13 protein-coding genes are annotated in these 13,457 nt (G+C 58.1%); all 13 read left to right on the top strand.

Features of this window, described 5'->3' with window-relative positions:
- The first annotated feature begins 207 nt into the window (after positions 1-207).
- The 13 genes from rpsB to lpxB all read left to right on the top strand — a co-directional run bounded on the left by rpsB (position 208) and on the right by lpxB (position 13,377).
- Positions 208-981 (top strand): 30S ribosomal protein S2, encoded by a 774-nt coding sequence (rpsB, locus tag AAE029_RS28520; protein ID WP_371076286.1) that lies wholly within the window; start codon positions 208-210, stop codon positions 979-981.
- Positions 982-1,257: 276 nt separating this feature from the next.
- The gene (tsf, locus tag AAE029_RS28515; RefSeq protein WP_371076285.1) at positions 1,258-2,184 is read left to right on the top strand and encodes a translation elongation factor Ts; all 927 of its coding nucleotides are present in this window, start codon (positions 1,258-1,260) and stop codon (positions 2,182-2,184) included.
- A gap of 92 nt (positions 2,185-2,276) precedes the next feature.
- Positions 2,277-2,999 carry a UMP kinase gene (gene pyrH / locus AAE029_RS28510; protein ID WP_371076284.1) on the top strand — a complete coding sequence of 241 codons (723 nt, stop codon included), beginning with the start codon at positions 2,277-2,279 and terminating at the stop codon, positions 2,997-2,999.
- A 53-nt stretch (positions 3,000-3,052) separates the two neighbouring features.
- Positions 3,053-3,613, top strand: coding sequence for a ribosome recycling factor (gene frr, locus AAE029_RS28505; RefSeq protein WP_371076283.1), 561 nt, complete (start codon positions 3,053-3,055; stop codon positions 3,611-3,613).
- 47 nt (positions 3,614-3,660) lie between these two features.
- A complete protein-coding gene (locus tag AAE029_RS28500; protein WP_371076282.1) occupies positions 3,661-4,404 on the top strand; it encodes an isoprenyl transferase in 744 nt (247 codons plus the stop codon).
- The gene (locus AAE029_RS28495) at positions 4,404-5,237 is read left to right on the top strand and encodes a phosphatidate cytidylyltransferase (RefSeq protein WP_371076281.1); all 834 of its coding nucleotides are present in this window, start codon (positions 4,404-4,406) and stop codon (positions 5,235-5,237) included. The genes AAE029_RS28500 and AAE029_RS28495 overlap by 1 nt, the downstream gene beginning before the upstream one ends.
- Positions 5,238-5,267: 30 nt before the next feature.
- On the top strand, positions 5,268-6,404 hold the full coding sequence (gene rseP / locus AAE029_RS28490) for an RIP metalloprotease RseP (protein ID WP_371076280.1): 1,137 nt from the start codon (positions 5,268-5,270) through the stop codon (positions 6,402-6,404).
- A 197-nt stretch (positions 6,405-6,601) separates the two neighbouring features.
- The gene (gene bamA / locus AAE029_RS28485; RefSeq protein ID WP_371076279.1) at positions 6,602-8,932 is read left to right on the top strand and encodes an outer membrane protein assembly factor BamA; all 2,331 of its coding nucleotides are present in this window, start codon (positions 6,602-6,604) and stop codon (positions 8,930-8,932) included.
- A 49-nt stretch (positions 8,933-8,981) separates the two neighbouring features.
- On the top strand, positions 8,982-10,046 hold the full coding sequence (gene lpxD / locus AAE029_RS28480; protein ID WP_371076278.1) for a UDP-3-O-(3-hydroxymyristoyl)glucosamine N-acyltransferase: 1,065 nt from the start codon (positions 8,982-8,984) through the stop codon (positions 10,044-10,046).
- A complete protein-coding gene (gene fabZ, locus AAE029_RS28475) occupies positions 10,039-10,506 on the top strand; it encodes a 3-hydroxyacyl-ACP dehydratase FabZ (RefSeq protein WP_371076277.1) in 468 nt (155 codons plus the stop codon). Before lpxD ends, fabZ begins: the two co-directional genes overlap by 8 nt.
- Positions 10,503-11,318, top strand: coding sequence for an acyl-ACP--UDP-N-acetylglucosamine O-acyltransferase (gene lpxA, locus AAE029_RS28470; RefSeq protein ID WP_371076276.1), 816 nt, complete (start codon positions 10,503-10,505; stop codon positions 11,316-11,318). Before fabZ ends, lpxA begins: the two co-directional genes overlap by 4 nt.
- Positions 11,319-11,323: 5 nt before the next feature.
- A complete protein-coding gene (locus AAE029_RS28465) occupies positions 11,324-12,202 on the top strand; it encodes an LpxI family protein (RefSeq protein WP_371076275.1) in 879 nt (292 codons plus the stop codon).
- Entirely contained in the window at positions 12,199-13,377 is a 1,179-nt protein-coding gene (lpxB, locus tag AAE029_RS28460; RefSeq protein ID WP_371076274.1) for a lipid-A-disaccharide synthase, read from the top strand. The genes AAE029_RS28465 and lpxB overlap by 4 nt, the downstream gene beginning before the upstream one ends.
- Positions 13,378-13,457 lie beyond the last annotated feature (80 nt).

Raw genomic sequence — 13,457 nt, 5'->3', positions numbered from 1 at the left:
TGCTGCTCATCGGCTTGCATCCCGTCAGTGGTTCGATATTTTCGGCCGAAGCCTTGATTTTTCGGGAAAGGAAGGGTAAGGGCAGCCCCATTCCACACGCAGGGCATGGGATCGTCCGGGAGAAATCCGGGCAATTCCGCCGGTGGCATCTTCAGGGAAGATGCTGTTCGCCCTACGGAGGTTTAACCGGAAAAGGAGTAAAGAGGCATGGCATTGCCTGATTTTTCTATGCGTCAGCTTCTGGAAGCTGGCGTTCACTTCGGTCACCAGACACATCGCTGGAACCCGAAGATGAAGCCGTACATTTTCGGCGATCGTAACAACATTCACATCATCGACCTTGCTCAGACGGTTCCAATGCTGAGCCGTGCGCTGCAGACTGTCAGCGATACGGTTGCCAGCGGTGGCCGTGTGCTCTTCGTCGGCACCAAGCGCCAGGCTTCGGAAATCATTGCCGATTCCGCCAAGCGTTCCGCCCAGTACTACGTCAATTCCCGTTGGCTCGGCGGCATGATGACGAACTGGAAGACGATCTCGAACTCGATCCAGCGTCTGCGCAAGCTCGACGAGATTCTGAGCAGCGAAGCCCAGGGCTTCACCAAGAAGGAGCGCCTGAATCTGGAGCGCGAGCGCGAGAAGCTCGACAAGGCTCTCGGCGGTATCCGCGATATGGGCGGCACTCCGGACCTGATGTTCATCATCGACACGAACAAGGAAAAGATCGCGATCGATGAAGCCAAGCGCCTGGGTATCCCGGTCGTTGCGATCATTGATTCGAACTGCGATCCGGACCTGATCGACTATCCGATCCCGGGCAATGACGACGCATCGCGCGCCATTGCGCTCTATTGCGATCTGATCTCCCGTGCCGCCATCGACGGTATTGCACGTCAGCAGAGCGCTTCCGGCCGCGACCTCGGCGCTTCCGCCGAAGTTCCGCTCGAGCCGGCTCTGGACGAGGAATCCGAAGCTCAAGCCTGAGAAGGCTAACGAGGCGGGCCGGCGGCCCGCCTCGCCCTGGCGGAGTTGAAGGGCCGCTTCTGACTTTCGAGAAGTTCAGCGGCCTTGGCCATTTGATAAAGAGGCATCCGAAAGTGGATTGCCGACGCGCTTTCGCCAGTTGGAATTCTGCCAGTTGGAATTCTGTATGACGCGTTTCATCACGCTGTCATACTTCCGGGTACATTTCGTTCCCAAACCGGTGTCGCACCGGCTCTACGCCCTCAGCGCACCGTCTGAACCGATAAGAGGAAAATAATGAGCAACGTAACGGCTGCAATGGTGAAGGAACTGCGCGAGAAGACCGGCGCAGGCATGATGGATTGCAAGAAGGCGCTGGCGGAGACCAACGGCGACATGGAAGCGGCCATCGACTGGCTGCGCGCCAAGGGCATTGCCAAGGCCGACAAGAAGTCCGGCCGCACCGCTGCGGAAGGCCTCGTGGGCGTTGCAAGCGCCGGCACGAAGGCCGTCGTCGTTGAAGTCAACTCCGAAACCGACTTCGTCGCCCGCAACGATGCCTTCCAGGAAATCGTACGCGGCATTTCCGAGGTCGCGCTGTCGACGGACGGCTCGGTCGAGGCTGTTGGCGCCGCCACTTACGCAGCCTCTGGCAAATCGGTTAGCGACACGATCAAGGATGCGATTGCTACGATCGGCGAAAACATGAACCTGCGCCGCTCGACGCTCCTTTCTGTCGAAGATGGCGTTGTCTCGACCTATATTCACAATGCTGTCGCCGACGGCCTCGGCAAGCTTGGCGTCCTCGTCGCTCTCAAGTCGACCGGCGACAAGGAAGCGCTGAATGCGATCGGCCGCCAGGTCGCCATGCACATTGCAGCGACCTCGCCGCTCGCAATCCGTCCGGAAGAGGTCGACGCCGCTGTCGCCGAGCGTGAACGCAACGTATTCATCGAGCAGTCCCGCGCCTCCGGCAAGCCGGACAACATCATCGAGAAGATGGTCGAAGGCCGGATGCGCAAGTTCTTCGAGGAAGTTGCCCTTCTCTCGCAGGCGTTCGTCATCAATCCTGACCTGACCGTTGCCGCAGCCCTCAAGGAAGCGGAAAAGACGGTTGGCGCTCCAATCGAAGTGACCGGCATGGCCCGCCTGCTGCTTGGCGAGGGTGTCGAAAAGGAAGAGACCGATTTCGCAGCCGAAGTTGCTGCCGCCGCCAAGGGCTGATCTTCTTTCATACCAGGAAAAGACAAGGGCATCGCGTGACAACGTGATGCCCTTCGTGTATCCGGCAATCACTATCAACACGAGGAGCCAAGATGTCGTTGCAGCCACTCTACAAGCGTGTCCTCCTTAAGGCCTCGGGCGAAGCCTTGATGGGTAGCCAGGGATTCGGAATTGACGTTGCGGTCGCGGACCGCATCGCATCCGACATCGCGGAGGCAACAGCGATGGGGGTTGAGGTTGGGGTCGTTGTCGGCGGCGGCAACATCTTCCGTGGAGTGGCTGTTGCTTCGAAGGGGGGCGACCGCGTAACGGGCGATCACATGGGCATGCTGGCGACGGTGATCAACGCCTTGGCACTCGCGACATCGCTGCGCAAGCTCAATATCGATACCGTCGTTCTCTCTGCCATTGCCATGCCGGAAATCTGCGAAAGCTTTTCTCAGCGCGCGACACTCTATCATCTGTCGATGGGCCGGGTTGTGATCTTTGCCGGCGGCACCGGCAATCCTTTCTTTACCACCGATTCCGCCGCCGCGCTGCGTGCGGCCGAAATGGGTGCCGAGGCCATCTTCAAGGGCACGCAGGTCGATGGTATCTATTCCGCTGACCCCAAAAAATATCCCGATGCCATGCGGTTTGATCATCTGACCCACAGTCAGGTTCTGGAGAAGGGGCTGGCGGTAATGGACGTGGCTGCAGTGGCGCTTGCACGTGAAAATTCCATTCCGATCATCGTTTTCTCTATTCACGAGAAGGGTGGTTTCGCAGAAATCTTGACCGGCGGTGGTCGGAAGACCATCGTATCCGACAATTGACATGCAAGGCGTCGGATTTGCCGACGCCTGTGAGATGAGACGGGAGTAATGAGATGACTGAAGGCGTCGAACTGAAAGAATTGAAGCGTCGGATGGATGGGGCCGTATCGGCCTTCAAGAGCGATATCGCGTCGCTGCGTACCGGGCGCGCGTCTGCCAATATTCTCGATCCCGTCACCGTGGAAGCCTATGGCTCGCGCCTGCCGCTCAACCAGGTGGCAAACATCACGGTACCCGAGCCGCGCATGCTCTCGGTTTCCGTGTGGGACAAATCGATGGTTGGCACCGTCGAACGTGCCATACGCGAATCGAATCTCGGCCTCAATCCGATTGTCGATGGACAGAATCTGCGGATTCCCCTGCCGGAACTCAATGAAGAGCGCCGTCGCTCGTTGGTCAAGGTCGCCCATGACTATGCGGAGAAAAGCAAGGTCGCCATTCGTCACGTACGCCGCGATGGCATGGACAGCCTTAAGAAGGCCGAAAAGGACGGTGTAATCAGCCAGGACGACGGCCGCGCGCAATCCGAAAAGGTGCAGAAGATGACGGATGATACAATTTCCGAAGTCGACCGCTTGCTAGCCGAGAAAGAAAAGGAAATCATGCACGTTTGAGAGCGCCGGCATCCAGTAGATCTGCGCCGAAACAAACCGGACGAGCTATGTCACACCCAATGTATATGACTGTGCCGACGCATGTTGCCATCATCATGGACGGTAATGGCCGTTGGGCCAAGGAGCGTGGCTTGCCGCGCACCATGGGGCATCGCAAGGGAGTGGAGGCCGTCCGTGAGACGGTTCGGGCGGCGGGCGATGTCGGCATCAAGTACCTGACGCTCTTTGCCTTCTCCTCCGAGAACTGGCGGCGTCCCGAGGCGGAAGTGTCGGATCTCCTCGGCCTCTTGAAAGCCTTCATACGCCGCGACCTCGCCGAGCTTCACCGGCAGAATGTCCGCATCCGGGTCATCGGTGACAGGTTGAGCCTGCGCTCCGACATTCTTGATCTGCTGATTGAAGCGGAAGAGACCACGAAGAACAATACGGCGCTGACGCTTGTGATCGCGTTCAACTATGGTGCCCGCGATGAAATTGCGCGGGCCGCCATGAGCCTTGCCAGGGATGTCGAGGCGGGTCGTTTGAGAGCGGAGGACATCAGCGCGTCGCTCATCGATGCCCGGTTGGATACCGCCGGCATTCCTGATCCGGACCTCATCATCCGCACGAGTGGCGAGGAGCGGCTTTCAAATTTCCTTCTCTGGCAGGCCGCCTATTCTGAGTTTATCTTCGTTCCGGAATATTGGCCGGATTTTAACCGCGACCTGTTCTTCTCTGCTCTCGAGAAATATGCCTCCCGCGACCGCCGTTTCGGTGGTCTTTCGGCCAAGGCGGCCGCGGTGGGGTCTTGATGCCGCCGGAATTGCGGCTCCGCATTGTCTCCGGAGCAATTCTAGCTTTGATCGTTCTTGTCGCCACCTGGTATGGCGGACTGGCTTTTCGGCTTCTGTCGTCGCTGATCGCGCTTCTCGTATACTATGAATGGTCGACGATCATTCGGCTTCCTCGCGAAGATGTCCGAGCCAATGCGATCGGCTGGGCGGGACAGGCGGCGATCGCAATCGCGACGATCAGCGGCGAAACGGACTACGCCGTAGGGCTGCTGCTGGTCTCTGCGGTCGCGGCGGGCGCTTTCATCTTGCTGCGCGGCGGGAACTGGTGGTTCCCTCTGGGGGTCGTCTATGCGGGGCTCACGGGCATATCGCTGGCGGAAATACGCGGAGACAATGAACTCGGCCTGATTTCGATGCTGTTCGTCTTCGCCATCGTCTGGGCGACCGACATTTTTGCATATTTCATCGGCCGCGCCATCGGTGGCCCCAAGCTTGCGCCGCGAATCTCTCCTGGAAAGACCTGGTCTGGCGCCGTCGGCGGCGCGATCTCCGCTGTGGTGGCGGGTGTTGCCCTTGCCTTTGCTTTCTTTCCGGGTACAGGATGGCGAGTGGCAGCAGTCGCGTTGCTGCTTTCGGTCTGCAGTCAGGCAGGAGACCTGTTCGAGTCGTTCATCAAGCGCCGATTCGCTGTAAAGGATTCAAGCCACCTTATCCCCGGTCACGGTGGCGTGATGGACCGGGTCGATGGACTTATTTTTGCTTGTTTTGCAACATTTTTATTTGCAATCATCCTTACGCTGGTAAAAGGCGCCGAAACGGCGTCGCTCGGCAGATTGCTATTCGGCGTTTGATAGAAACGCAATGAAGGCGGAAGAGGATTTATGGTAAGCTTGAGTGCCATCTACGGTTTCCTGATGGGCAATATTGTTGCCTTCATCCTGGTTCTGTCGCTTCTTGTCTTCGTGCATGAGATGGGTCACTACCTCGTAGGACGTTGGAGCGGCATCCGCATTCTCGCCTTTTCGATCGGGTTCGGGCCTGAGATTGCCGGGTACACCGATTCACATGGAACGCGCTGGAAGCTGTCGGCCATTCCGCTTGGCGGCTATGTGCGCTTTTTCGGCGACGAGGATGCCTCCAGCAAGCCCGATCTCGAAAAAGTAGCCGGGATGAGCGAGGAGGAGCGCGCCCGCACATTCGCCGGCGCCAAACTGTGGAAACGCGCAGCCACGGTTGCCGCCGGCCCGATCGCCAATTTCCTGCTTGGCATCGCCATTTTTGCGGTGCTGTTGAGCATCTATGGCCGGCAGGTCGCAGATCCCGTTGTTGCCGAGGTGGTTCCCGACAGCGCGGCCGCAGAAGCTGGCATTCTCCCCGGTGACTTGCTGATTGCCATCGACGGCGGCAAGGTCTCGACATTCGACGATGTCCGCCGCTATGTCGGCATTCGCCCGCAGCAGAGAATCATCGTCACGGTCGAACGAAATGGCGAAAAGCTCGATCTACCCATGGTTCCGAAGCGAACGGAGCAGACCGATCAGTTCGGCAACAAGATGGAGGTCGGCCAAATAGGCATCAAGACCAACCAGGAGGTCGGTCGATTCCGCCTGCAAACCTATACGCCGCTGGAGGCGATCAAGGAGGGCGTTGTCCAGACCGTCCATATTGTTACCGGCACGTTCAAATATATCGGCAATATATTCAGCGGATACATGAAGGCTGACCAGATCGGCGGCCCCATTCGCGTTGCCCAAACGGTTGGCCAGATGGCGAGCCTGGGATTTGCCGAAGTGATGCAGCTTGCTGCTATTCTCTCCGTTTCGATTGGATTGTTAAATCTGATGCCAATACCGGTACTTGATGGCGGCCATCTTATGTTTTATGCGATCGAAGCAGTACGAGGTAAACCACTGGGGGCTGCAACGCAGGAGGTGGCGTTTCGGATCGGTTTGGCATTGGTGTTGGCTTTGATGGTTTTCGCCACATGGAACGACACCTTTGCAAGGTGGATCGGTTAGTCGCAAAGATAAGGAAATTACCGTTTATTTACGATGTTTCAAAGCTGTAGTGGCGGATGGGTCACGCTTCGAAATGAAGTAAACAGAAATTAACTTGCTAGCTTGCTTGTATGTCAAAAGCGGGTAAAACGACACACGTGACCGGACTCGGGTATCGCTCGTATCGGGGACAACGCAAAAAAAGGTTAGAATTGAAAATGAAGGCTGGTTCAAGGTTTTTGAACGCAGTATCGGCGGTAGCGCTGTCTGCTGGTATTGTTGCTTCTGGTGCGGCTGCGATGACTTTTGTCTCTGCGACGGCAGCCGAGGCTGCAGTCATTCAGCGGATCGATGTCCGTGGTGCGCAGCGTGTTGGCGTCGACGCCGTCCGTTCCAATCTGACGATTGTTCCGGGCAAGAGCTTCTCGAATGCCGACATTGACGCTTCCGTGAAGCAGCTTTATGCGACCGGCTTTTTCTCCGATGTCGGGATCAGTGTTTCGGGCAGCACGCTCGTCGTGACGGTCAAGGAAAACCAGCTTGTCAACCAGGTCGTTTTCAACGGCAACCGCAAGATCAAGGACGACAAGCTCGCCGCTATCGTTCAGACGCATTCTGCCGGTGCCCTTAGCGATGCGCAGCTCCAGGCGGACGTCCAGTCGATCAAGGATGCCTACGCCGCTATCGGCCGCAGCGACGTCGAAGTGACGACCCAGGTCGTGCCGGTGGGCGAGGGCCATGCAAACGTTGCTTTTGTCATTAACGAAGGCGAGCGTACCAAGATCGCGGCCATCAATTTCGTTGGCAATCACGCCTACAGCAATGGCCGTCTCGCATCTGTGATCAATACGAAGCGGTCGAACTTCCTCTCGTTCCTCAACCGCCGCGACATCTACAGCGAAGATAAGCTCCATGCGGACGAGGAAGCGCTGCGGCAGTTCTATTTCAACCGCGGCTATGCCGATTTCCGGATCATCTCCTCGGATGCGACCCTTGATGAAGCCACGAACAAATACACGCTGACATTCACGATGGAGGAAGGTCCGCGTTACGATTTCGGCGACATCACAGTTGAATCGACCGTCGAAGGCGTGAGATCCGAAGATCTGCTGGGCCTAGTGCGCACCCGCAAGGGAGATGTCTACAGTGCCAAGGAAGTGCAGCGGTCGATCGAAGCGATCTCTGATCGCGTTGCTTCCGCCGGATATCCCTTCGCCCGCGTCACGCCGCGTGGCAATCGCGATCTCTCGAACAATACGATCGGCGTCGAATATCTCGTTGACCAGGGCGAGCGCGCCTATGTCGAGCGCATCGAAATTCGTGGCAATACTCGCACGCGCGACTATGTCATCCGCCGCGAATTCGACGTGAGCGAGGGTGATGCCTTCAATCAGCAGATGATCACGCGCGCCAAGCGTCGCCTCGAGGCTCTGGGTTATTTCACGACCGTCAATATTTCGACCGCTCCCGGCAGCTCGCCGGACCGCGTGGTCATCGTCGTCGACGTTCAGGATCAGCCGACGGGTTCGTTCGGTATTGGTGCGGGTTACGCAGCGGGCGGCGACGGCTTCCTTCTCGAAGCTTCCATTGAAGAGAAGAATTTCCTCGGTCGCGGACAGTATATCAGGCTGGCGGCTGGTGGCGGTACGGAAGATTCGCGCAGCTACAGCCTCTCCTTCACGGAGCCCTATCTCCTGGGCTATCGCCTTGCTGCCGGCTTCGATATCAACCACAGCGAGACGTCGAGCAACGACAACTACGACTATGAGGAAACGAGTGTTTCGCTGCGCGTGACTGCGCCGATCACCGAAGATCTGGCGACGACGCTGCGCTATAACTATAAGCAGATGGATTATTCGGACCCGAGCGATGATTTGTCTGATACCTACCGGAATCTGGTCGACAACGGTCCTTGGGTCAAATCGTCGATTTCGCAGTCGCTGACGTACAACACGCTCGATGACATGACGCTGCCGCGCGAAGGTATCTATGCGACGGCGACGCAGGAAATTGCGGGATTGGGCGGCGACTCCAAGTTCTACAAGATCAGTGGTCGCGCGCGCTACTATCATCTGCTGGCCGACGATGCCGATATCATCGGTTCGGTCTCGGCTGGGGCCGGTTATGTTGCAGGCTTCGACGATCATTTGAACGTATTCGATCAGTTCATGATCGGCGGCAATGAAATCCGTGGCTTCAAGACCAAGGGTATCGGTGCCCGCATTCAGGGCAGCGATGATGCGCTTGGCGGTACGACCTATTTCGTCGCCTCGGCCGAGGCGAGCTTCCCAATGCCGCTTGTCCCGCGCGACTTCAACTTGCGCGGTGCGGTCTTTGCCGATGCAGGCACGTTGTATGGCAACAAGGTTGATGTTCTCGGTACCGACGTTGCGGAAGGCACGGGCGCATCGCTGCGTGCATCTGTGGGTCTCGGCGTGATCTGGCAGTCTCCGTTTGGAGCCCTGCGGTTTGACTATGCCTTCCCGGTCCTCAAGGAAGATTTCGACGAAACGCAGCGCTTCAGGTTTGGCATAAACAACCAATTCTGATATCGGCAGTCCAGAACTACGGACTTGAATACTGTTCTGGAGCTCGCCGATGGAGCATGCTAGTTTTTTTCCGTCCCATGATGGCGTGAGCCTCGCAGACTTGGCGCGCCATCTTGGCGCCGAGCTCGTTGATGAGAGCGTCGGGCATACAATGATCCGATCCATCGCTCCGGTGGATAGAGCGGGTGAAGGGGATCTTTGCTACATCCTCTCGAGACGGAATCGTCATGAATTGGAGACGTGTCGTGCCTCGGCGATTCTCTGTGACCCGGCGCTGAAATCACTGATACCGGAACATATTCCGGTTCTCCTTTCAGGCAGGCCGCAGACGGCATTCGCCATAGCTGGGACTTTGCTCCATCCGGGAGCGATGCGGCCGGCACCCGTGACTTCAGCGCCGGTGGGTATTTCGCCTGCCGCCTTCGTCGATCCGACCGCGAGATTGGAAGCCAACGTCGACGTCGAGCCGATGGCGGTGATCGGCGCCGGCGCCGAAATTGGCGAGGGGACGCGTGTCGGAGCGGGGGCGGTCATCGGTCCTAACGTGAAGATTGGCCGCAACTGTACCATTGCCGCTGGCGCAAGCATTCTCTGCGCTCTGGTTGGCAATAGCGTCATCATCCATAATGGTGCCAGGATTGGTCAGGATGGTTTCGGCTATGCGGTTGGCCCTAGCGGCATGATGAAACTCGTGCAGATAGGTCGCGTCATTATCCAGGACAATGTCGAGATCGGTGCGAATACGACGATAGACCGCGGCGCGATGAATGATACCGTTATCGGCGAAGGAACGAAGATCGATAACCAGGTGCAGATCGGTCACAACGTTCATATCGGCCGTCATTGTGCGATTGTCAGCCAGGTCGGCGTCGCAGGCAGCACCAAAATCGGTAACGGCGTGCAGATCGGCGGCCAGGCCGGTCTCAACGGGCACATCACCATCGGCGACGGCGTGCAGATCGCCGCAAAAAGCGGTGTCGTCGGGGATATCCCGGCGGGCGAACGTTACGGCGGGATCCCCGCTCGCCCGCTAAAAGAATTTTTACGTGACATGGCCGAGATTGCGGCGCGCTCAGGCAGCCGCGCCAGGAAATCAGGAGAGAAGAATGACTGAGGAAGCCACGGCGACGCTATCTTCGGCGGACATCATGGAAATCATGAAGCTCCTGCCGCATCGCTATCCCTTTCTGATGGTCGACAAGATCATCGAGATCGATAGTGACAATTCAGCGATTGGAATCAAGAATGTGACCGTCAACGAACCGCATTTCACCGGCCATTTTCCCGGGTCGCCCATCATGCCCGGCGTGCTCTTGATCGAGGGCATGGCGCAGACCGCCGGGGCTATCTGCGCTCGCAAGGATGGCCAGAGCGGCAATCTCGTCTACTTCATGACGATCGACAACGCCCGTTTCCGCAGGCCGGTAGTGCCCGGCGATCGCGTCGAATTTCACGTGGTCAAGCAGAAACAACGAGGCAACATTTGGAAATTCCATTGCGACGCGAAGGTGGATGGATCCCTCGTCGCAGAAGCCGATATCGGCGCAATGATCGTACGCAAGGACGAGGCATGAGCACCATTGCCGATAGCGCGCGCATTCATCCTTTGGCAGTGGTCGAGGATGGCGCTGTCATTGGGGAGGGTGTGGTCATCGGACCCTTCTGCCATGTGGGCCCGAAGGTCGTGCTGCACGACGATGTCGAGCTTCTTTCCCATGCCATCGTGACGGGGCGCACAACGATCGGAAAGGGGACACGCATCTTTCCGATGGCGGTTGTCGGTGGTGACCCGCAGAGCGTTCATCATGGCGGCGAGGAAACAACGCTGACTGTCGGCGAGAGCTGCACCATCCGCGAAGGTGTGACGATGAACACCGGCACTGTGGATTTCGGCGGCAAGACCATCGTCGGCAACAACAATCTGTTCCTCGCGAATTCGCATGTCGCCCATGATTGCCGCGTTGGCAACAACGTAATTCTTTCCAACAATGTCATGCTTGCCGGCCACGTTACGCTGGAGGATCGGGTCATCCTCGGCGGCGGATCGGCTGTACATCAGTTTACCCGCGTCGGTCGTCAGGCTTTCGTCGGCGGATTGTCGGCCGTCAGCTATGATGTCATTCCCTATGGCATGCTCAATGGTAATCCTGGAGTTCTTGGCGGATTGAATGTTGTCGGCATGACGAGGGCGGGCATTGATCGTTCCGTCATCCACGTCGTCAGACGTGCATTCAAGTCCATTTTCGAGGGGGACGGATCCATTCGCGAAAATGCGGCGGCAATCCGCGAGGAATATGCGGATTGTCCACAGGTTATCGAGATCCTGGACTTTATTGCCGCTAACAGCGATCGCGCCCTGTCCTCGCCGACCCGAGGCAAGGGCTGAAACAGGTGGCGGCTGGCCAGAATCTTGAGGGTCGCCTGGCTATTATCGCCGGAAGCGGCCTGTTGCCGTTTCATGTTGCCGAAGCGTCGCGAGCCGCCGGCGAGAACCCGGTTATCATCGCCCTCAAGAACGAGGTCGATCGCCGTTGGGAAGGCTATGACCATGCTGTGATCAGCGTTGGCGATTTCGCGGCCCTTGATGCGCTCTTCAGGCAATATGACGTGAGGCGTGTTGTCATGTCGGGAAGCGTACGCAGGCGACCGGAATGGCGTGAGATACGCCCGACGTTCAGGACCCTGATGAAGGTGCCGGCCGTAGTCCGCACGCTGCTTTCCGGAGGGGATGATGGTGTTCTCCAGATGGTCATCAATCTGATTGAAACCGATGGCCGCCGCGTGATCGGGGCGCATGAAATCGCGCCCGACCTCCTGGCAGTCACAGGTCCTGTCGGAGCTGTCCTGCCGTCTGAGGAAGATCACCGGGACATCGAGCAGGCGGCGAAGGCGGCCGAAGCTCTCGGTTTGCTCGATGTTGGCCAGGGTGCGGTCAGCGTGGGGGGAAGGGTCGTTGCTCTGGAGGGCGTCGAAGGAACCGACCGCATGCTTGCGCGCGTGGCCGAGCTCAGGGCGGAGGGAAGGATTTCGGCGCGTCGCCGAGGTGTACTGGTAAAGCTTTGCAAGCCGCAGCAGGACATTCGGGCCGATTTACCGGCAATCGGCGTCTCAACGGTGCTGAATGCGAAAAAAGCGGGACTCGCCGGAATCGCCGTCGAAGCGGGACGCTCGCTCATTCTTGAGCGCGAAACGTTGATTGAAACCGCAGACAGGGAAGGAATTTTCGTCTACGGCATCGATCGCGAACTGCCGCTCCGGAGTGTTCCATGACCAGCGCATCGCTGAAAGTCGCGGTCGTCGCCGGCGAGGTCTCGGGTGATCTCCTGGGGGCGGATCTCATTGCAGCTCTGAAGACTGCTCACGGTGGCCCTCTGGAACTGATCGGTGTCGGCGGTGAAGGGCTCGAGGCCCAGGGGCTTCGCTCCTTATTTGACTTCTCCGAACTCTCCGTGATGGGTATCACGCAGGTTCTTGCGCGGCTGCCGAAACTTGTTGCCCGCATCCGGCAGACCGCTGCAGCAATCATTGCGGCCAGACCCGATATCCTGATCATCATCGACAGTCCCGATTTCACGCATCGCGTCGCAAAGCGGGTGAGGGAGGCTCTTCCCGATCTGCCGGTGATCAAATATGTCTGTCCGAGCGTCTGGGCCTGGAAGGAATATCGCGCGCAAGACATGCTCGGCTATATCGATCATGTGCTGGCGATCCTTCCATTCGAGCCGGACGTGATGAGACGACTCGGCGGACCGCCAACGACCTATGTTGGACACCGGTTGACGGCGGATCCGCTGTTGCTCGAAACGCGAAGACAAAGGGCGCTGCGCCCGCTTCCTGCATCGGGTGGGGAAAAGACGATCCTCTTACTTCCCGGCTCCCGGTCGTCAGAAATCAGCAAGCTTTTGCCGGTTTTCCGCCAGGCTGCGGCAGAAGTCGCCCAACGCAATCCGCATACCCGTTTCCTCCTGCCGACCGTACCTCGCCAGGAGGTTTTGGTGCGGGATCTGGTGAAGGAATGGGATATTCGTCCGGATATTGTGGTGGGGCAGCAGGCCAAATGGGAGGCCTTCGCCCAAGCGGACGCGGCGATGGCGGCATCGGGCACCGTCATACTCGAACTGGGACTTTCCGGCATACCCGTCGTGTCAGCGTACAGGACCGATTGGATCATCAAGATCCTGCATGCGCGGATCAAGACATGGACCGCAGCTTTGCCGAATCTGATCGCCGACTATATTGTCGTTCCCGAGCAGATCAACGAGATATTGCGGCCCGGAAGCCTCGCCAGATGGGTGGAGCGTCTCGCAAACGACACTCTACAGCGGCGCGCCATGATCGAAGGATTCGATCTGGTGTGGCAGCGGATGCAGACGGAAAAGCCACCCGGCGAACATGCGGCCGCGATCGTTCTCGATCTTCTATCAATGAAAAAACCCGGCCATTGACCGGGTTTTTTGTTGATTTCGCGTTACAACGCCGTGCGTCTTATCAGACGCACAAAGGTCGCTGTAGCACTTTGAATTGC

It is taken from the genome of Sinorhizobium sp. CB7, assembly GCF_041357635.1.
GTDB lineage: Bacteria > Pseudomonadota > Alphaproteobacteria > Rhizobiales > Rhizobiaceae > Rhizobium.
The sequence above is the reverse complement of the archived record's forward strand: the minus strand, read 5'-3'. Positions and strand labels throughout refer to the sequence as shown.